General features: G+C 36.2%; 19 protein-coding genes and 4 pseudogenes. 1 reads left to right on the top strand and 22 read right to left on the bottom strand.

Annotated features, from left to right (window positions below; all coding sequences use genetic code 11):
* Positions 1 to 19: 19 nt before the first annotated feature.
* From KSU66_RS20630 to KSU66_RS20605, 7 genes and pseudogenes are all read right to left on the bottom strand, one after another.
* Positions 20 to 196, bottom strand: coding sequence for a hypothetical protein (locus KSU66_RS20630; RefSeq protein WP_269053336.1), 177 nt, complete (start codon positions 194 to 196; stop codon positions 20 to 22).
* Positions 186 to 1,607: a VWA domain-containing protein gene (locus KSU66_RS20625; RefSeq protein ID WP_269053335.1), complete on the bottom strand. Its 1,422-nt coding sequence runs from the start codon at positions 1,605 to 1,607 to the stop codon at positions 186 to 188. Before KSU66_RS20625 ends, KSU66_RS20630 begins: the two co-directional genes overlap by 11 nt.
* Positions 1,608 to 1,620: 13 nt before the next feature.
* Positions 1,621 to 2,802: an AAA family ATPase gene (locus tag KSU66_RS20620; protein ID WP_269053334.1), complete on the bottom strand. Its 1,182-nt coding sequence runs from the start codon at positions 2,800 to 2,802 to the stop codon at positions 1,621 to 1,623.
* Between the two features lie 615 nt (positions 2,803 to 3,417).
* Entirely contained in the window at positions 3,418 to 4,146 is a 729-nt protein-coding gene (locus KSU66_RS20615; RefSeq protein ID WP_269053333.1) for a tryptophan-rich sensory protein, read from the bottom strand.
* Positions 4,147 to 4,818: 672 nt separating this feature from the next.
* Positions 4,819 to 4,965, bottom strand: a complete 147-nt coding sequence (locus tag KSU66_RS20610; protein WP_269053332.1) for a hypothetical protein — start codon at positions 4,963 to 4,965, stop codon at positions 4,819 to 4,821.
* Positions 4,966 to 5,031 (bottom strand): annotated as a pseudogene (locus KSU66_RS21500) (DUF3955 domain-containing protein); the annotation flags it as partial. It lies immediately after the preceding gene.
* A 422-nt stretch (positions 5,032 to 5,453) separates the two neighbouring features.
* On the bottom strand, positions 5,454 to 7,253 hold the full coding sequence (locus tag KSU66_RS20605; protein WP_269053331.1) for a DNA/RNA non-specific endonuclease: 1,800 nt from the start codon (positions 7,251 to 7,253) through the stop codon (positions 5,454 to 5,456).
* Positions 7,254 to 9,404: 2,151 nt separating this feature from the next.
* On the opposite strand from KSU66_RS20605, the gene KSU66_RS20600 reads away from it, so the two are divergent.
* Positions 9,405 to 10,370, top strand: a complete 966-nt coding sequence (locus tag KSU66_RS20600) for a S8 family peptidase (protein WP_329958868.1) — start codon at positions 9,405 to 9,407, stop codon at positions 10,368 to 10,370.
* A gap of 203 nt (positions 10,371 to 10,573) precedes the next feature.
* On the opposite strand, the pseudogene KSU66_RS20595 reads toward KSU66_RS20600, so the two are convergent.
* The 15 genes and pseudogenes from KSU66_RS20595 to KSU66_RS20525 all read right to left on the bottom strand — a co-directional run.
* Positions 10,574 to 10,831, bottom strand: a pseudogene (locus KSU66_RS20595) (JAB domain-containing protein); the annotation flags it as partial.
* A gap of 183 nt (positions 10,832 to 11,014) precedes the next feature.
* Positions 11,015 to 11,332, bottom strand: a complete 318-nt coding sequence (locus tag KSU66_RS20590) for a hypothetical protein (protein ID WP_269053329.1) — start codon at positions 11,330 to 11,332, stop codon at positions 11,015 to 11,017.
* A gap of 113 nt (positions 11,333 to 11,445) precedes the next feature.
* Positions 11,446 to 11,691, bottom strand: coding sequence for a PH domain-containing protein (locus KSU66_RS20585; protein WP_269053328.1), 246 nt, complete (start codon positions 11,689 to 11,691; stop codon positions 11,446 to 11,448).
* A gap of 535 nt (positions 11,692 to 12,226) precedes the next feature.
* The gene (locus KSU66_RS20580; RefSeq protein ID WP_269053327.1) at positions 12,227 to 12,496 is read right to left on the bottom strand and encodes a hypothetical protein; all 270 of its coding nucleotides are present in this window, start codon (positions 12,494 to 12,496) and stop codon (positions 12,227 to 12,229) included.
* A gap of 109 nt (positions 12,497 to 12,605) precedes the next feature.
* Positions 12,606 to 13,067, bottom strand: a complete 462-nt coding sequence (locus tag KSU66_RS20575) for a DUF2691 family protein (protein WP_269053326.1) — start codon at positions 13,065 to 13,067, stop codon at positions 12,606 to 12,608.
* A 252-nt stretch (positions 13,068 to 13,319) separates the two neighbouring features.
* Positions 13,320 to 13,529: a hypothetical protein gene (locus KSU66_RS20570; protein ID WP_269053325.1), complete on the bottom strand. Its 210-nt coding sequence runs from the start codon at positions 13,527 to 13,529 to the stop codon at positions 13,320 to 13,322.
* A gap of 178 nt (positions 13,530 to 13,707) precedes the next feature.
* Entirely contained in the window at positions 13,708 to 14,175 is a 468-nt protein-coding gene (locus KSU66_RS20565; protein WP_269053324.1) for a hypothetical protein, read from the bottom strand.
* A 47-nt stretch (positions 14,176 to 14,222) separates the two neighbouring features.
* Positions 14,223 to 14,825 (bottom strand): hypothetical protein, encoded by a 603-nt coding sequence (locus tag KSU66_RS20560; protein WP_269053323.1) that lies wholly within the window; start codon positions 14,823 to 14,825, stop codon positions 14,223 to 14,225.
* Positions 14,826 to 15,195: 370 nt separating this feature from the next.
* Positions 15,196 to 15,714: pseudogene (locus KSU66_RS21375) on the bottom strand (GNAT family N-acetyltransferase).
* A 387-nt stretch (positions 15,715 to 16,101) separates the two neighbouring features.
* Entirely contained in the window at positions 16,102 to 16,335 is a 234-nt protein-coding gene (locus KSU66_RS20550) for a hypothetical protein (protein ID WP_269053321.1), read from the bottom strand.
* Positions 16,336 to 16,671: 336 nt separating this feature from the next.
* On the bottom strand, positions 16,672 to 16,905 hold the full coding sequence (locus tag KSU66_RS20545; protein ID WP_269053320.1) for a hypothetical protein: 234 nt from the start codon (positions 16,903 to 16,905) through the stop codon (positions 16,672 to 16,674).
* A gap of 149 nt (positions 16,906 to 17,054) precedes the next feature.
* Entirely contained in the window at positions 17,055 to 17,825 is a 771-nt protein-coding gene (locus KSU66_RS20540) for an alpha/beta fold hydrolase (RefSeq protein ID WP_269053319.1), read from the bottom strand.
* A 314-nt stretch (positions 17,826 to 18,139) separates the two neighbouring features.
* Positions 18,140 to 18,520, bottom strand: a complete 381-nt coding sequence (locus KSU66_RS20535; protein ID WP_269053318.1) for a hypothetical protein — start codon at positions 18,518 to 18,520, stop codon at positions 18,140 to 18,142.
* Between the two features lie 864 nt (positions 18,521 to 19,384).
* Positions 19,385 to 19,870, bottom strand: a pseudogene (locus tag KSU66_RS20530) (bclA protein); the annotation flags it as partial.
* Between the two features lie 267 nt (positions 19,871 to 20,137).
* Complete coding sequence (locus KSU66_RS20525; RefSeq protein WP_269053317.1) at positions 20,138 to 20,701, bottom strand: beta-class carbonic anhydrase; 564 nt, start codon at positions 20,699 to 20,701, stop codon at positions 20,138 to 20,140.
* Between the last annotated feature and the right edge of the window lie 365 nt (positions 20,702 to 21,066).

The following is a 21,066-nucleotide window of genomic DNA, read 5'->3' as shown; positions in this document are numbered from 1 at the left end:
GAGGTATCAACATTCTGTCTTAACTATTTTCAACTTTTCCATATGCTTCTAAAGCTCGCTTTCTGGCAATCGAGTGGTCGACGATAGGAAGCGGATATGTTTCCCTCAGCACGATAATGGTTTTTACACCGAAGAAAGTAATTGTCATATGTATCGATTGACTCCTTACGTTTTTTTCAATGTAATTAAACTTCAAATGCAGTAAAGCTTCCTTCGTTATCAAAATCTATCACCTCGATAACCCGATCGGTGAACTGCTCCACTGTATTTCTATTGCCACCTATTACGAGAGAAAGCACATTAAAGGCTTTCTCTTGTTTCTTTTTATTGAATACTTCCAGGAACGAATCCGTTACTTGGTCTTCGCCATCTGTAACAAAAACAATATCAGCTCGTTTAAAACGGCTTTCATTTATTACATGCACCGCATCGTCAAGTGCAAGTGTAAAATTTGTTCCTCCACCTAAAAAGGTCCGTGCAAGCCTAGTCATTTCAGAAGCTCGAACTTCCCCTTTTTCATATCTAAAAATTTGAGTACATGAAGAGAATAATACCAAGCATAGATCCCTTCGCTGCTTTTTTGCAATTGCCATCAGCGCTAATGTAAATCCTTTCGATTGGGTGTCAAGGCTGCTCATACTGTCTGATTGGTCCAGACAAAGTACAATTGGACCCTTTTTCAGATCCTCAGGCCCTTTCTGTTCAAATTGCATCGTTTCGCATTCCGCAAAGCGACGAAGAAAATCCATTTTCGTTAGCGGATGCGTATAGAAGCAAAGCTCAACTGGTAGCAAATTTTCAATGTCATTTCCAATTGTAACGCCTCTTCTTGTCACAGACTCGCTTTGTTTCGACTTTTGTTTTTTTCGGGCAATCTGTTTAAATCGCCCCGCCCATTCTGCTATTTCTTTCATCTTTTTAGTAGATGCAATTTTCTCTGCCAATAATATTTTGTCGCGTAAAGGAACTTTTTTTAATTCTGCATCGGCATTTCCTGCACCTATGCCACCCAGCAATGATTTCAAGCCATCTTCCACTTGCTTGGATTCTTGTCGAGCTTCGGCCATCGCTTGCAAGAAACTTTCGTGATTGCCTAGAATCGTCTGCTGTAATTTTTCATTCAACTCTTTCATTCCATCCACTTGGCTTTTTCCATCGGCTTCTTGAAATTGCTGCTTGCGCATTTGTCCAAGGCGAAGTTGAATTTTCAGCGACTGTTCCCGAAGGTCTTCATCTTCCTCTAGTTGCTGGGCCAACCATTGGTTTATTTTTTCTCCAAATTGTATTGCACTAATGACGGATTCCAAATCATTTAATCGGGTAAAATTCCGATGGTATGCAAAGTACTCATCCGCCATGATGACTTCCATAAGAAATTTATTTACCGAAAGAAAACCATCGACTTCCTTTACATTTATTGCTGGTTTCATCTTATAGAAGGAAGCCCAAATATCACCTAGCAAAGGTTCAAACGTAGGCAATACCGCTTCATGTGTAAGCTTTTGGAGCCCTTGTGACATTTCAAAGATTTCTTTGAAACGTCTTTTATCGAATGCATCTGTATTCAACACTGAACAGTTCTTTTCGTCTTTTTTTATCCTTTTCACTAACGCACTTCCTTTACATTTTATAAAAAATACCAGTATCCCCCCCCATTTCCTTTTTATCGTTTAACGCACCAAAATACATCGGCTCTAAAATAGCGTTCAGAATTTCTTGTTGCATCGACTTCACTTTAATAAGTAAAGCATCGATTTCCACATCCCGTCCTTTATAGCATCCTTTCACCATATTCAAATCAGCCACTAAAGCCTCCATCTTTTGAGTTGCTTCCATTCCAGCCTCCGCCGAATTATCCCGCATTATTGAATCGAGCACTTCATTTGCTTCATTTTGAATAGAATCGAGTGCTCGAATAGCAGTATCTTGCGCATGTCTACGAACAATGACTGAAACGGTATCTTTTTGATCAATCGTTTCCCAAAGGGCATTTTCAAGGATTACAATGTCATCTACCAACACGACTTGTCTTCCGCGAATCAATGCCCTCGCCTGCAGCACGCTTAATGACTGCTTGAACCGTCGATCCGACGGTCGTATTCCTTCATCCCGCAATTCTTTGCGAATTTTTGTAATAGCGCTGTATACTTCTTCTTGGATGACCACCATATCTGTTAAGAACTGAAAGTGTATCAAGTCCTCCATTGTTATGGTTGGCATTTGCCCATGTTCGCCTAGATTCTTCATCATAGAAACAAAATTCGTATCATCTGCTATATACTCAACCTCAAATCGAAGCAAAAAACGATCGAATAATGCTTCCAGTCCTTCATCTTCTTCCGGATATTCATTCGAAGCACCGATTACAGACATCAAGGGAACTTGTACGGGTAACCCGTTATTGTAAAAAACCCTTTCATTAATGATGCTTAATAAGCTGTTCAGAATAGCGCTGTTCGCCTTGAAAATTTCATCTAAAAACACTATATGTACTTCCGGCATTTTTGATGCTGTATTCCGCTTGTATAAACCTTGTTCCAGGTCCTTCAGCGATAAGGGACCAAATAACTCCTCAGGTGTACTAAACCTTGTCAGTAGCCATTGAAAATATTTTGTGTCTTGTATCATTTTTGCAAGTTCCACGGCTAAGGCAGATTTTGCCGTACCTGAAGGACCAATCATGAGTAGATGTTGTCGTGATAATATCGCTATTAGGATTGCTTCTACCTCGGCTTCGCGCTCATAGAACTTAGCATTTAAAGCATTTTTAATTTCATCTAATTTTGAATGGTTGTTCTTCATGCACCACTACTCCCGTCACTTACAGATGTGTTTCAAATAAGCTTCTCCATCTCGATCATTTGCTATTCAAATAAGTAAAATGCGCTTGTGGAACATTTATTTCCGATCTTATTCTTCAAGTTCTTTCCTGGATTGCAGAAGATGAACGTGAACGTATTCGTAAAAAGCAGCGCGAAGGAATTGATTTAGCCCTTGCAAATGGCGTAAAGTTCCGACGGCCATCAATTGAAATTACTCATGAATTTATACAAGCATATCAAAAGTCGATAACTGGAGAAATTACAGCAGTCAATGCTATGGATGAAGCAGGTCTAAAGTAAACCACCTTTTATAAAATGGTTAAGGAATAGGAAATCGACCATCGCATGTAAATTTATCTGTATACACAATCATTTGATTGAGCTTCGGGCAAGATACACAATCCAAGAAGCCAGGCACCACAAGGACCTGGCTCTACAAAATCGGTACCTGTGCATGCCTGAAGTTAAAAAGTACATAATTATTATATGTTAGTGAAGGTAATTCAAAGCTGTTGTTACTTGCATAGGTACCTATTAATGCCTTTCTTTGCATGTTTTACGTCTTAAACGAATTCTCATGAATCTTTCAATGTTGTTATTTAGTTCTGCTAACTTTTGAAATAACGACATATAAAACGGTGACACTCATAATAATGATACAATTGAGTGTGACTAAATTTATAATCTCTTCCTGATTCTTAACGTAAATCGCGATATAAGACCATATAAACACAAGAGTGTACAAGGCATCCTGATTAATAAGTGAAAACGATACAGCCAGGGCACATCCGAAAATGAGCATAATAACCGTCCAGCCTAGTTCTCCAATCCCAAGAAACGTTTCGATATCATTGCGAACAAAGTACGTAAAAACATTTACAATACTTGCTATTGAAACCCATCCTAGATAAATTGAGAATGGGACAAGACTAAAGAGACCCCTGTTTACATTTTGTTTTATTTTTCTATAAATTAATATGATTGAGAGTAATAAAAGAAGAATTATAACCGTAGACAAAAGAATCTTTTGTTGCGTAAAAGCTAGTATCCAAGCCCCGTTTAATAGAAAGTTTATAGGTATTAGTATTTGAGTGTCGATGTAGACACTTACTTTTTTACCGTGAACAAAAAAACCTTTTACTATCCATAAAAACAAAAGGAAAAAAATGAGGATCCAAATTGAAAAAGCATATCCTGCTGGCTGAATTAGTGCAGACTTTTCATTTGCTATTATCCCCACATTTGATCCTGCGTAATAATTAATAGCTATCATCACTATAAAAAAGATGAGATTAACAATGGCTATTCTCCTTGATGCTTTCACCATTCTGCCTCCTAATGTATAGGTGCCTGTGAATTGCTTGTTGATTTTATACACAGGTATCTGACAATTTTAACTCATAATGAGGGTCTCAAGAATACCAAATAGTATTCCAACTAGAATCATAATGGCAAAAGTCCTCCCCCCCCGTTTCAATACTCCATCCTTTCTTTTGCTTGATAATCTAAGTTTATTAAACAAAATTGCTATATATACAAAATAGGGTGGGTGATTTTCGCCATTAAAAAAACCACTTTTAGCTACTAGCAAAAGCGGTTTGGTGTATTAATTCTAAGGTATCTGTGCGTGGCACAACGGTAAACAATTCACATACCTGAGTAAACACGCAAAAAGGTCGATAATTCACCACTTTGTCAGACCCTTATTCTATTTTTATACAGTTTTAGTGAATTACCAGAGTATTTTCACGCACAGCGTTTAATGTGAAATAAGTTAAGCGCTAAGAAAATAGATTTTTGGCCGCACGAAACCATAGCTTTATATTGGTGTTTTTTTTGAAACTCGACAATCACAGAACTTTATATGACGTTTTTCCACAACGTGAAAGGGCTTGCTGTCACTTTAGATGTTGTTTCTCACTTATTTTAAGTGCTATTTTGCATTATATAATATCTAAAAAGATCTATCTTTAATTCAAAAGATAGATCTTTTTAGTTACTTAATTCCGATTAATAAACTGTCTCTTGCGGCTTCAACAACTTCTGTTGTTATCGTTTCAATAACACCAACTAATATAAATTGGTTCAGTTTTTTATCATCAATCATAATGACCCCTATTGGTTTGAACTCTATTTTGCTCATTCAAGTATTCTGCTGCGTTAGTTTAAGCAGAAAAAAGGGCTCCCTAAGAACCCCCTGTTGCTCGACTAAAGCGTCCGTTAGTTAGATGTCATAGATTATAAAATGTATAAACACCCCATAAAAGTAATGCTGCATACATTATTAAGAAGATAATATCTTTGTTTTTTCTTTTCATTATAAAAATAAATTTTACTAATAAAATAAATAATACCAATAATAATACCTGTAAATGCCAAAGTAAACCCGAGAACACCATGTGGTTTAACCTGAGAATAGCATAGTAATGCTAAGTAAAATATAGCGAATGCTTTTTTAATTTTTGAATATTTTCTCGAATTAAAAATGATTTCTCTTATCGGTATATTACTCTCTGTATCTCCATCAAGTTCTCACACAAAATTATTGTCCGAATTTAATTAGTCTCAGTGACAGGGTCGCTACTACTTGAGGAACAATGGATAAATTTTAACGCTTAGCATGTTCAAACTTCAGAGTTTGATATCACCAGATGCATTAACGACATATCCAATTGTCGATTCTAATTGATTAATTGGGTCGAAATTACGTAAGTCTTCAAAATTCAGACCTGTAAATGCTTCAATTTTTGAAATTGGTACTTGATATGTTTTATATTCACCGTAAGCAAATTCCAAATCCTCAATAAGTTTTTTTTGAGTCTGCAAATAAGCAGTTGCAGATAGATTCCCATCTTTTTTAACAATGACAGCTATTTTCCAAAACTCTGCCGGTATCTGAACTCCTCTGTAAATAATGTCATCTATCCGAAAAACTGGGCCAGTAAACACTGTCACTTTAAGATTCGAGTTTTCGGCATTATCTAAAATATAATTCTCCAGATCCAGCCAGCTTTTTTGATTCAGCTTACTGTGCTGGGGAGCACAATTTGTAAAATGGAACGTATCCTCATTCGCCTTTTCCGCTGAATCTCCCCAAACAGGATCCCGCCGACGGACAAGATGTCCCCTATCAAGCGAATTATTTTTATATAATTCAGGACCGCACTGGTGCTCTACTTTGATGCGGGAATCGAGATACCATTTGTCATTACGGCCAATCTTCATCAATTGATTGCCGTCAATATTCACCACCGTATAATAGGCTAACCGGCGTGACTTGCTCATGACAATTGAAAAATGCGTATAATGAAGCGCACTGCTTCCGTCTTTTAACTGGGCAATATCTTGTTCAAGATCAGACCGGAATATCGGAAGAGGAACTTCAAAATCATCACCAAGAAATTGAGCGTCATAACCGGCCGAACCTTCATACCATGAATCGCTTAACTCCTCAACTACCATCTCTTCAGGAGTATGATCGGGGACTTCCCAATCCTTTACAATGTCATTCATTAACATTTTTTGATCATCACTGAAGTTGGCGCCTTGCTCCACGACAAACTGGATAATACTGCTTATGCGAATGCCTTCATTGGCTATGAATTCAGCCCGGTTCTTTGGATTTGGAACGCCTGCATGGTGGAGGGAGATTACGATCCATTCGTCATTATAGACAGGTGAACCGGAGGATCCGGGCATGGTATCTGTTGAGTAGTGAATATAATCGTCAAATACATCCATAATTTGATTCTCTCTAATCGCTACAGCTTTAGGTGCCCCTGAAGGATGTTGAATAATTGATACACATTCACCAACCAACCCTTTGCCCGTTTGCGAGATGAGAGGCAAGAACCCAAAATCACTTACGTTTGTACCATCAGCAGACACTTCCTCTATCGCCACTAATGTGAAATCAAGCTTCTGATCCGTAATAAATAAACGCTTGGGTGTTAAACGGAAGGTTTTCATCGGACGTTCCTTTAAGTCAAGACCAACTTCATAGTTGAATTGTGCGACACTGAACTGAGCCGTATCGTAGTTCTCCAAAACATGATTATTTGTAAGTAATAAAGAAGTTGAAACAAGAAATCCTGTAGCATGTCCAAGAACTCTGCCTGTACTATCGCGGATTTCGATTCTACAAACTGGATTGGCTGCTCGTCGACCTGCTTCAAGATAAGAAATAGGAAATAGATCATCTTGTCCAATAATACGCTCAATTGCAAGTCCATCACGTGGATCAATAATGGCTTTACGAAGTGCAACTCGCTCAGGAGTATCTACTTCCAAAGGATTTTTCGTTTGCAGTTCACTAGCAATTCGTTCACGTTCACTAGAACGCGCGATGTAACGCTTTAATGCTTGTTGTCGTTGCAAATCTACAAGATCCATATTAAGACTTTGAAACTTATCCAGTCGTTTAATAGACATGTTTCCCCCCCTAAATTATTAAATCGAGCTATATAAGTTGAAGTGAAGATTTACTTTGAATCTGCTTCGGATACCCCTAGTAAGGCGTCTACGCTAAATTTATACACGTATTCATATGTCTAATTTATTCTAGTTCTAATAGTTGTGATTACTATAACATTTCCGACACCTTTTTAAAAGTCGCTTTTTCAGTGTATTTCAAGATATTTTTAAACCAATAATAATCCAATATATGACTTTAGCCATGCGAAACCTGTTTTCATTGCTTTTATCTGGTCCTTATGGGTGATAAAGGGGGTTAATCCATTTAAGGTTATTGGTTTAAGAAATTTTAAAAAACGTTCGGACACTTTTCTGTCCAAAACGTTTTTCATTTTGCTTCCCTATATGAGCTGGATCTTCATTTAATAATTTGTGAAAACTGGTCTTCTAAAATTTTTCAGCTTATTAAAAAATTTATCTTGATTTCGGTTTATTTGCGAAGAAGATATGAAAGGCAGTTAAGCACTTTCAAATGAAGCGAGGTGAAAACCAATGACAACATACGAAATACTAAGCTTATTCATTTAACAATCTGGTTAATGAATTGCTTTAATGACGGCGTCGTTGTCAGCCATCTTTTTCTTAACAAGAAAGAAGTAACCGCCCCCCCATCGGCAGACGTGTGGACAATTACTTTTTTCTTCCCGGCCAAATGCATTTTCTATCCAACTATTTACACAGTCGGACGATATGCAATATCGACCATTATTACATCTCATAGTCTACCATTTCAGGACTGAATGTTCAAACACTTACTGATTTTTTATTGTATGTCTCGTTTATATATTTATGATGAATTACCAGCAGGAGCGCAATAACTCACTCCTACATACATTTGTCGACCTAGATATCTTCATACTTAGACATTGATTAGAGATTAAACTTGACTCAATTCTTTTTCAGTAGCATGCGTATTTAGGACTTGCTACGACTCAATAGTTAAGCACCATTCACTCATGATATGTAACATGTACTACTAATAGAAAAATTTATTTTATTATCTCAGCCACACTAGTGATTATGTGCTAAAGAGAATTCCTCTTTAATAAGGCTTCCGAATCAATTATTCAATCTATTCATTATTGATTAGACTGAATAGTCAGACCATGGTATAATTTGCATAGGGGTAACCTAAAATTATCCTTGGTTTATAATGGATATAGAATCCACCTTTCCGCAACCATTGCTACACAGCAGAACGATAAGGGCGTAATCGGAGTAGCTCCTGAAGCAAGTTTAATTATTGTAAAGGTATTGAATATAAAGTGGAGGTTATCTTGATGTCGCTCAAATGATATAACTGAAATTTAGGACGCAATCAAAAAACGAGATAAATCTTTCCTTCACAGAGTAGGAAGGCTGGTCCCTAGAAATTTAACTGAATTTTCTGTAAAGTTTAAACATATACATACTAATTGTACATATACATAATAGTAGGGCTAACTATATAACTTTTCCCCCTACAGAAAATGCATCTAGATTTTAGTTCATTTACGGAGAATGCATGATTGCTTGTTGAGCACTTCCAATTGAAAGGAGGTGAAAACCAATGACAACATACGAAACACTAAGCTTACTCCTTACACTATCTGGTGGATGGATTGCTTTTATGTCGGTGTCGTTGTCAGTTATCTTTTTTTTATCACGAAAGGAGTAACCGCCCCCCCATCGGCAGAAGTGTGGACAATTACTTCTTTCTTCTCGGCCAAATGCTTTTTTTCCCAACCATTTACACCGTTGTACGATGCTTAAGATCGGTCATGCTTGTGTCTTACAATTTACTAGTGTAGGGCTGAGTGTTTAAACGCCCAGTCCTCTTTTATTCTATGTCTCGTCTTTTATATTATGATGAATTGCCGTCGGAAGTGCAATATATTTTGCCAGATGCATTAGTCTATCTAGACTTCTTTATACTTGGTCATTGATTCAAGAGGAAGCTTGCGTATATAAGATTTACTTCGATTCAATATATTAGTAGTGTTCAGTTATAGTATGTAGCAAGCACTACTAATATAAACAACTATTTTAGTAATTCCCCTATAACAGTGACTAAATGTTGAAAAATTTCTTTTTAATTTAATTTCCGATAATCCAATGAGGAGGGATAAAGTGGACAATTTTGCTCATGTAATTCCATTCGAAGTGATTATTCAAATGACAGAGGCCAATGAAGTTCCACCAGGTGTGGAATTAATTCAAGCACCCGCAATTTGGAAGGAAACAAAAGGAAAAGGTATTACGGTTGCTATCCTGGATACAGGATGCGATAGTACACACCCCGATTTACAAGAACAGATTATAGGCGGTCGGAACTTTACGGACGATGATGGAAGCAATCCCGATATTTTCCTCGATTACAATGGTCATGGCACTCACGTTGCTGGAACGATTGCTGCACAGAAGAACGATAAGGGCGTAGTCGGAGTAGCTCCTGAAGCAAGTCTGCTTATAATAAAGGTATTGAATAAAAAAGGCTCGGGGCAATATGAGTGGATTATTAATGGTATCAATTATGCCATTGAACAAAAAGCGGATATTATCTCCATGTCGCTGGGCGGTCCAACTGATTTGCCTGAACTTCATGAAGCAATAAAAAAAGCGGTCACTAATAATATACTCGTAGTTTGTGCAGCCGGAAATGAAGGTGACGGCGACGATTCAACCGATGAATTCGCCTTTCCAGGCCGTTATAACGAAGTCATTAGTGTAGGTGCTATAAATCTTGAACGGAGCCCTTCCGATTTTACCAACTCTCATAATGAAATCGATCTAGTTGCTCCGGGCGAAGAGATCCTCTCTACGTATTTAAACGGGAAATTTGCAACATTAAGCGGAACTTCAATGGCTGCCCCCCATGTCTCTGGAGCTCTTGCCCTCATAAAAGTGTTGGTCAACAACAGTTTCGGTCGAGAACTTTCAGAGCCAGAGCTTTATGCCCAACTAATAAAAAGGACCGCTCCACTAGGTTTCTCACAAAAAATTGAAGGTAACGGGCTCGTTTACTTGACGGTGCTTGAACATTTGACAGGTATATTTGAGCGTGAAAGTAAAGCGTTGGTTTTGAGTTCACAATGATTTGAATAAAAAGTGGTGCACTAACTTTTTTCAGACATCTATAATCACAAAACGCGGCTGAGATTTCCCGGACTTGGACTAGCCTAAATTACTGAGACAATATAAAACACCTACGTAAATGTTACACTTGTTCAAAGTGCATTTATCGGAGGTGTTTTTTCATAAAAAAAGGGGGTAAATTAATACGCCCTTCATCAATACTTTTACATATAGCCCTTTTCTTTAAGTGATATAAACTGATGATCTCCGATAATCACATGATCCAAAAGTTCCACCCCCATCACACTGCCAGCCTTAACCAGTCTCTTCGTAACATCTAAGTCCTCAGGTGAAGGATCCGTACCGCTGGGATGGTTATGAAGACAAATTATCGAGGCCGCACTATGTTTCACAGCTTCCTTGTAAACCTCCCTAGGATGCACTATCGAGGAATTTAACGAGCCAATGAAGATGGTCTTTTTCGCTTTTTATATTGCTCATTAATAACGCCTTCATCATAATCTGCCATTTAAATTTATCGAAATACAACCATTCCTCAAGTCTTTGGCCCAGATTGTAGTCCGGTCCTTATTCATTAAACAGGACCCGATAGAGGCACAAAAATGCTTCTTCAGCAACTAGTGCACTTTTCTGGAAAATAGTTATTATGAATGACTTTCTTCTTTTTTGCTATAAAATTCATAAGCAAAATATCCAAATAACATACCTATTCCGGGTCCCCAAGTAATTGCAGATAATAAGGGAAATGAAGAAAATGTGCTTAAAAGCCCAGCAATAGCAAAACCAATCAGCATTCCAAATGGTATTAAACTATCTAATAAATTTTGAGCATCTTTCGATTTTTTCTTACCAAGGGTACCTTTGTTATATTTATGTTTCATTCTTAGAATTACAAATACTGCAATCCCACCCACTATTACAAGAGGCATTACAGCACGTGCAATTTCCAAAAATAAGCCCATATTATAACCCTTCCTTTCATTTCCCTTTTAATCAGATCCAATATTCACATAACTTAATCCGTTAAATGGTCCAATTGTAGCATAGTCCTTATACAACAACTGCACCCGAATGCTTAAGCATCAGATACTTTTTCATTCAACTTTATTTGAGGATTTTTAGTTAACAATAGTTCAATGAATTCCGACTCATCCTTAGGTGACAGCAACATCTCACCATATTTACCATAATGCAATACCAACCTATTAATTGATAAAGATGGTGTTGCCAATAAACTTCTTCTTTTACTAATGCTATTGATATCTTGTATTTTGACCCTCCATTTTAATGGTCTCATTTTCAATTCGATAACCTGTGCCAAACCATATCCAAATTAAGAATCCAATAGCTATTAAACCAAGTAATCCCCAAAAGAGATTAAATAAAGTTAATGAAAGGTTAAGAATGATACTTAAAAAAAGAATCACGATTGTGCCCCAAACAGCTATCGAATATAAACTATCCCTTTTTGATGAGAAAAAGATTATAATCACCTTTTTTCTTCAACTAAATTGACCCGATCCAGGCACAATGCTTATGCCGCTATTGCACCCGATTGAGGAGGTTTTTTTATTTTCGTTTGTTAAAATATATAGAAAGGGCAAGGAAAACTAATAATCCGAGTAGAATTGAGCGAAGTAATTTATCATCTACATACGACCCTATTGTTCCTCCCACAATCATAACAATAAACATAATGATAATAAATCTCATAAAACTAATTCCCTCCCGGCTTTGTTCCGCAATCCGGCCCTTTGACTGCATGGGAGAAGATCCTTTATACCAGAATCGCACCCGTTTAAGGATAGTCGTTGTATTATTTCAACATCACTTATAACCAATTCTTTGGGATATATTTATCTACTTGTTTTAACTTGATACGAAGAAATTAATACATTATCAATAAAGATTTTACAGTGGATACTAAAAGAACCGCCGATAGTCACTTTTATACTTTTAGTTTCATTGTTATTATTTCTTAACTTCCCATTTAACGTCCCTCTAAATGCCAAGCCTAAATTTTCATCCTGCAATTCACCATCTACATACAACTTCTCGCCGGCAAACCATCTATTCTCAACTTGTATTCGATGGTCGTCATATATAGCTTCAAATACTTTCTTCATTTCATCACTCCTTTATCAATCTCTTTCCAGTTATAAAAAAGTTAATTTTTCCACATTGCACCCTTTAACCTAATAAAGATTTTAATTTACACTAAAGCTAACCTTGTATTTAAAAAGCTATTAATGTTGTACGTTCATCATTATCATCTGTAATATATTCAACTTTCTCGTACTTGGCAGCTACTGCTTGATCGTAAAAACTTTGGATAGTGAATTTGCTTTTCGAGTAGATTGTTACATACGATGAATCCAAGAGAAGGAGAACAAACTGACAATCACTTTCTAAAAAGTCTTCATAAGTCTCAACTTTTAATTCAGATTCAACATTCATATATGCTTTTAAATCAGCAAAAATTAAGTAATATTCGTTTTCAGAAATTAGTTTAAAAAGCTCCTTACCAGTTAAACTAGTTATTGTGCCAAATAGGTCTTTACCGAGCGTACCATTTTCAATGATATATGCTTCACCACCGCCAATCTGCCAATCCCATCTTGATACGTCAACTTCTTTTAGAATATCGAATAACTGTTTACCGTATTTATTTGGAATTTCAAAGGAAACTCCTCGCATCACTATCCCTCCTTTCTTTCAATAGAATAATGCACAATCCTAATTCTGTATTCGCACCCAATTATTGAGCAGCATTATTCGGAAAAAGTTTATTACCTATCAAACCGCCGACTAATACTGACAATCCAGCAATTACAACAAATAGTGTTGTAATTAATACCATTCCAATGCTTCCCTTTTTAATAATAATCACTTCAATCTTTGTAATACTTTCTTAAGCTAATGCGCCCGATTCTAGCAAGTTCTTTAATGTCATTTATTTTTTTTGTTTTTCCCCTTTTTAATTTCTCTTATAAAAGTTATTATAAATACGATATATAAACAAACGGCAATTACACTAAACCAGGAATGATGAAACAAAAGATTATTTATCATATCTAACAATACTAAAGCCATAAATGCAGTCAAAACTACTTTTTGAGTCTTGCTTTGATTACTAGCCTTTTCAAAAAACAATCCCACTATAATTCACCTCCGTTTCTTAAAGCAACCTTATAACAATAAAAATCTGTCCTAATTTATTAAGTGTCTTCACTGCTTATTAAATTCTTTTTCTTCATTAGTATAAGAAAAGACATTGTATAATATAGTTATTGGTCTTATAGATGTCGATTACTTTTTGACCAATAAACTCTGTAAATTAGACTTCAGTTCTTTTCGAACGCCATAATTTGCGCGCATGTGTAATAATTTCTTCACTTAGCTCCTCAATTGTCATGTTACAGGTCACATCGTACTCAAAATAATCAACCGGCTCTCTCGCTTCGTGCCAACGCATTTGTTCTTCAAATAAATCTTCGGTAATCACACAATGATACAACTCTTTCACAATAGAAATCGCTTCGACATTCGGCACAAGTAATTTCGCATGTAGCCCTTTTAAATGATAAGCTACACAATCCACTTCCCGCGGTTCTTCTTGTCCCGTCGCTTTCATAGAGCGTTCAAACATGCTCTCTACTTCAAATAGATTCAACGGCTCTGTCATACTTGCAAGCTTAGCGATTTCATGGCAATCCATATCCAGCATATGCTGTGCCCATTTTACATAATCAGATGCCCCAACAGTACTTTTATATTTTTTATAATAGATTGATAACAGTTCCATGGAATTCTCCCACCTTACACCAGTTCCAAAGTATTTAGAATACTATATCACAACCTTAACCCGTACTCTTCTGATTTACCTACTTCACTAATAAACACACCAAATTCATCCAAGAAGTAAAAGGGCTTTTGAAGGTCTTTAATGTCATCCCGTAAATCCACATCTAGGGCTACCCTTAATTTAAGCGTTGCAACAATTACCTTTAGCGGTTGTAAATGTCTAATTGATTCGGCAATAATGATAAGACGCTTGTTAAAGTGTTTTCTATTCCATTTCAAATACATAAGCAAATCATTTACATCTCCTCGTACCACATATACATAGATTCGCTTACCCTGGAACTGAATCGCCCCACTGAACGGTTCTTGTGTCGGCAAAACCTTTGATTCAGGAAAATGTTGAAAAAATTGAATGAATAGATGACGTTTCAAAACATCCTCTGTTTTATATTCAACCCAGTAATTACTTTCATAACTACCTTTCAGCCTTGCAATGACCGCACCATTTATTCCTAGCGTAAAAATCGGAATGGCCTGCTTATTCCTTTTCAATTCATGCCTTACAATCTTATTTTCCGCAACCATTCGTTTTAATCGTTTCTTATCCAATGAAAACAACCGAAAGAGCTGTGCTCCCCCGATTATCGCCACCGCTGCAAGCGCCTCTAATGCTCTTCGTTCTCTTGGTGATTCTCCATTGACATAATCTTGAACCTTTTATGTTTGATGCTATTCGTGTCCAATGCAAACTCCATTCATGCGCTAAAAAAATGGACTAGTTGACATGGATTTCTCCTCCTTAAATCAGATTCATTGATTTCGGCCATAAGAATGTATCACTCATTGCCAATGAGTTTACCAATGGGATAACGCCAAGAATTTGCATATTTAAAGCGTTAAAAGTTTTGAAAGATAAAAAAGCCTAAGCCCACCGCATCTTGGCGAGGAATTAGGCTTATGATCATCTACAATCGCGCCAGGTTTGCTTAAAACAAAGAAACTTGCGAAATCTTAAGACCCTTTAACTGATTTCCTTTTGATTTATATGAAATAGAACATGTTTTTTTAATGAACTATCTTCTTTAACTTTCGGATGATCAAAGTTTTCAATAAAATCCATACCGATTTTTCTCATCAAGTTTTTTGAAGGTTGATTGATATCAGCCGTAAAACTATAAACATCATTAAAATTTAATTCGGTGAATCCATATTCTAAACAGGCCGCGGCTCCCTCTGCTACATATCCTTTTCCCCAAGCTTTTTTTAAGTAGCCATCCGATTTCTATGCACGGTATAAAATCAACCTTAAATGTTGCCCTATGAAATCCTATGAACCCGATAAACTCCTTATTTGTTTTTCTTCCACGGCACATAGTCCAAATCCACATTCTTTAATTTCAGATATAATTGATTTATAAAAAGCAGTTGTTTCTTCAGATGATAAGATTCCAGGAAAATATGTCATAACCTTTTCGTCTGCATTTAGTCTCCGAAATGGATCTAATTCTGTTTCTTTCCAATCCCGTAATTGCAATCTCATAGTTTCCAAATATATCATTTCACACCTCTTAAGTTATTCAAACTGGCCCGTTTGATCGATGTGGACGCAATCGCTTATACTAAAATTGCACCCTTTTAATCTGATAAGAACGATCAGGAAAAAAAGATATTTACTATCACTAAGGTTATTATAGAAAAACCATATAACGACCAAGCAATTCTCCTATTTCCATTTGGCGTATCCGGGTTCTTAAGAATTTTAATAAATTTATACGTTAAAAATGCAATTACTGAAATTGAAACTAAAAGCAATTCACTCATTTTGTCATCACCTTCAACTTGTTTAACTTTTCACTTTAGAAAATGGCCCAATTTCCAAGAACTAATTTATTCCACTGCAACGCCCATTTCTTGAGTAAATTGATACTTACTTTTCGGGCATAACAAATGTTACAGAAACACCAGTGCTTTCTTGAATTTTAGTAAGTATTTCATTAAGAAGTTCTAGTGCTCTATCATTTGTTTCGTACTTTCCCAAAACATTATTATCCAAACCATCTAAAATTCCACTACCGATAATACCGACAACCTTTTTTCCTCTTACAATAACTCCTGACACATTTATCAACCTGTGCTTATCTTGTGTTTTAATCCATAACATAAAAATTCATCCTCCCGTCATATTTTTACCTCTTATTTTATATACGGATGAATGCTGTATAAGTTTCATTCAGTTTTTAATGCTTTAAAGAAAATGGCCCATTTGAGTAAGATTGATCTTATTGATAATCAATCAAACTCGTATAATAATTACAACATTATTCTTTCTATAAATTTTGACACCTTATCTTTGTTCATCCAAAAAGTGTGAAGTGGTAAACAATCTTTTATTCATTGGCTGAAATCAATTGATAAGGGATCACGTCATTATAGACGCAATCCCTCAGTATTTTTACAATACACGCGTAATACGAGTACGAATCTGTTCTTTTTTGCATCAGTTTCCAACACACGGACCATCCAACGGAATAAAACCACGTATGTTACTAAGAGTTACAACAGCACAAGGCTTATCAAGTAGCGTTTCAATTCCAGTTATCGGAGCCTGTAATATTGAATTATTTTGGTACGCACCGTAAACTTTTTTCCAGTCCTTATTAAATTCGCTGTCCACTTGTACTTTCCATGGGTCAAAACCTTCGATTAGAACTTGCATGTTGTTTTCAGTCATTTTCAATTCTCTTCATTTCATTAGTATATTTTTGTTTGAAATTAATACCCGTTTCATTTTCCATTTTGATTGGCCTATCCATTACGAATAAAATTCACAATAAAAATAACACTGCTGGGATTTGAACAGTGTTTGGAATACTTTCTATTTTATATTCGAATATTTGTTAGCGGCTGATTCGTTAACCACTCTTCTAATAGTTGATTGAACAGTTCTGGTTGGTCGAATGAAAAGCCATGCCCTACTTTCGGTATAACTACCAGGGAAGATGTTGAATAGCGCTTTGCAATCTTAACTGCCGATTTTCTCATAACACCTTTCTCTTTTTCACCTACAGTCACTAATATTCGTGCGGTAGTTTCATTGTGCCTTTCCGGTAATCTGTACGTCAAGTTCTCTTTTAGCATTTCAATTAATGTACTAGATTTCATTTTGATGCTGTCTTGATAATACCTTTCAAAATTTTGGTCATCGATATATAATTGTTTCGCTTGTATTTTCGAAAACGTTCTATTTTTAATTAGTGAAGCACTCAATTTGATTGACGGAGCAATAAACGTATTGGTAATCTTCATCGGTATAACTAGTGCACTATTAATGATTATCGAATGAAAAAGATTCGGAACTAAATTAATCATTTCAAGTGCAATTTGAGCACCGATGGAAAACCCTACTACGTTTACCTTCAATCCATTCTTTTTCCTGTTAATTAACCCTATAACTTCCTGTGCATTTTCCGTTATAGAAAAACTAGATTCTTCACTTCGGATCCCATGCCCTTGAAGTGTCGGAATCAAGCAATGATAATCCGTAAAATAAGCAACTTGCTTATCCCACATCCAACCGCCTACGCCACCTCCATGTAAAAACACTAAAAGAGGACCTTCTTTATTACCGTATTCGTTATACTTGATAACCATATATCGCATCCCCTCTCTCACAAGCATTTGAAAATATAAACGATTTTCATCACACTTATTTCCCCAAAGAAACAAGCTTTGTAATTTCATTGGTTTACTATATATACTTTCTATAATCACGTTAACATTCATCATTATTCTTATTGTAACAAACCTTTCTAACAACTGTTAATATTCTTGAAACCTAATCCCGAAATCCATCGTTGGACTTTACAACGTTACTCGTTTCCTTATTCTTATGATTTGAATTCGGTTTAACAATGCTCTTCTCTTCCTTTAAAGGTCGGGTGACTAGCGACTGTATTCATCGACAATTAAAAAATGGGGAATACGTGTATCTTCTGTTCCTGCCCCCTAAATGTTCCATTCTGTAAATGCATGATCATAAATTGTCCGAATGCATCACCTGCTTTCCGTAGTTTACCAAGTGCGGTATTAACCGCTAGGACACCGCCCGTTGCTAAATGCTCGTCAATGTTCACATCACTCTTTCCTGTCATGATCGTTCGTAAGGCCTCGTTACTGACAATATTTTCGGGTTGCGCTCTCAAACCGATGGCAAACTGCTGATATTTCCGCCGCATACTACCGAGTAATTCTGATTCAAAGAAGTGAACCAAATCTGTCATACCATCACGATGTTTCAGTTCGGATACTTTCTGCTGTAAGACGTTTTGATCACGTAGCGTATTCATCACATCGATAATGTCCATATTGTTTCCGTGTCACCTTCCATTGGATTAAATCTAGCGGAATTCATTTTTTCAGGATCAACGTGCGTACAAGGTATATCCATTTCCTTGCACGTTTTGGCAACCATTGCCGCAACGTGTAGGACCAACAGCAAGCATATGTGTAAAAAAGTCGCTCCCTTGCCATACTATTGGCATTCCGATCTGCCACAACTCCTTTCATTATTATCTCTTTACTCAATCCCATTTCCCAAAATACCCATGAATCTGTCCCATTTTGAATCGTGCGCGGTCATTTTCTTCAAAGCTGAACAATGTCTGTATGATTTTTGAAATTTTGAATCTGAGTAATTCTAAGTGCTCTTTGTTCTGTCTTCTAATTATCAGCTGATTGGCTTGTTCACCTTCAGCCCACAATAATTCAGGTAACGAATTAACATTGTGCGAAATACGCTTCATCCAAAACTGCATATCCTTTTTGTAGTTTCAAGTATTCATCCTTCTCAATAATAGAAGCGATATTTCAAGTACAAGAAAACCCAACTCGATTAATTCGGTTGGGTTTTGATTAGCTACATGGTCTTTTACTTCCGGGAAGATATACAGCTTATTTCTACAAATTTTAGTTTTGAAAAACACTTTGCGAATTCCTCCTTTCGTAAAAAGATAATAAAAATAACACGTTTCATTCAATAGCTGAATGAATCGTGTTTTGTGTGGTTTAATAACATTATCTAATTCGACATCTAATTTTGGAATAAGATTATCTAGAAACCTTACCCTTGTTCAGCTATAGCCCCCGTTAGTTGAACAAGAAATTCCTTACTACTTACTCACTAAATATTTGTTTTTAACATCACCCCTTCTTCAATTAGTCTGTACAGCCGTAATTTTGCATGTTGAAATTGCAAATCTAGTGATTGAATTAGGGTCACTAGAATGTAGCAATAAAGTACCTAACACTATGCCAAGACCTGTTTGTTCCACGTTAAAACCTGGTGCAGTAGAACCATTACTTACTAAAATATTCACTGTAGAACCGATAAGTGTACCTAGCAATTGTCTAATTGGTCGTTCACGACAATCACATTCGCACCCAGAATTAACAGGTGGCAACAAGTTGATAGTAGGTCCTGGTGGTATAAACCCTACCCCTATAATATCAGAAATATTTACCACATAGGTTGCCGCCCCATCTGTAACGGTAACTAAAAAGTCATTCACTTTAGTAATAGTAAATAAAAAAATGAGAGGCTGCATATCTGGTGGGTCTGCAATAGTGGCAAGAATTACAGACTCCCCAACAAGTTGTTGTAAGACGGACTGAAGTGGAGAAACACAACAGTCACAAAGACTCAAAGAAGGGGGGACTGGAGAAGGACAAGAACTATGAGATGGGATCAAAACCTACTTAGGTTCTAATTGAACAAACCTGCTGCGTTAGTTGAACAAGGAATTTGATCGCTGAAAAATTGTGTATAGTCCATACACAATAGGTTAACATAACGCCTGTTCTTGGAAGTTAATTGAACATATTATTATTAAACTTCATAACCGTTTTGTTTTTGTCCGTAGTATAAGCCAAATAACAAGGATATAAGAAAGATTTTATTCAACCAATTAACTCTTATATCCGTCTACTACTATATCCAACTTACCTGTTTCCGGGCAGATGACAAGTCCATGGACACTAATACTTTTAGGGAACATTGGATGATTTTTGACCATCTTAACGCTTTGTTCGACACTTTCTTCAACCGATTGAAATCCTGTTAACCAACTTTTGATATCAATACCTGCATTAATTAAAGTTGCTATGATTGTTTCATCTAATCCGGCCTGTCCATATTTTTCTAAGAAAGAATTAGGTTCTAACCCTTTCATCCCACAACCGTGATGTCCAACGATGGCGACTTCTTTTGCTCCAAGCTCATAAATTGCAACTAATATACTTCGCATCACACTCCCAAATGGGTGTGAAACGATTGCTCCTGCATTTTTGATAAGCTTTACGTCACCATTTTTAAGGTTCATCGCTTGAGGCAATAATTCAACAAGGCGAGTATCCATACATGTAAGAATAACCACTTTTTTATTAGGAAATTTAGTCGTTTCGTATTTTTCATATTCTTTATTTTCAACAAATTGTTTATTGTATTCAAAAATATCTGAAATTAATGTCATTTAAATCCCTCCTAATAGTTAACAAGATTATTTCATATCTTTCTTTGATGTTCATTATAACCTCGAAGTTATACCTTTTCATAGTGCAAGACATTGTTTAATTTTCTTTTTTTATGAATACCCTATACAAATCTAGTTAACATAACGATAATTCACGGAAGTAGTTAACTTCATTACTTAATAAGAAAAAGCTGCCCTGTAAAGGCAGCCGATTGTCGAACTAAAGCACCCGTTAGCTTAAGTACAATACTTCACAATCTAACAATTTATTATGGCCATCCAACTGATGAAGTGCTCTTTACTATTATTCAAAAGGGTAAAAATCCTTTAAATTTTCATCGAATTCTTTCCAAGTTAATAAGGTG

The organism is Sporosarcina sp. G11-34 (assembly GCF_026931025.1).
Note: the sequence above shows the minus strand (reverse complement) of the source record. Positions and strands in the feature narration are given on the sequence as shown.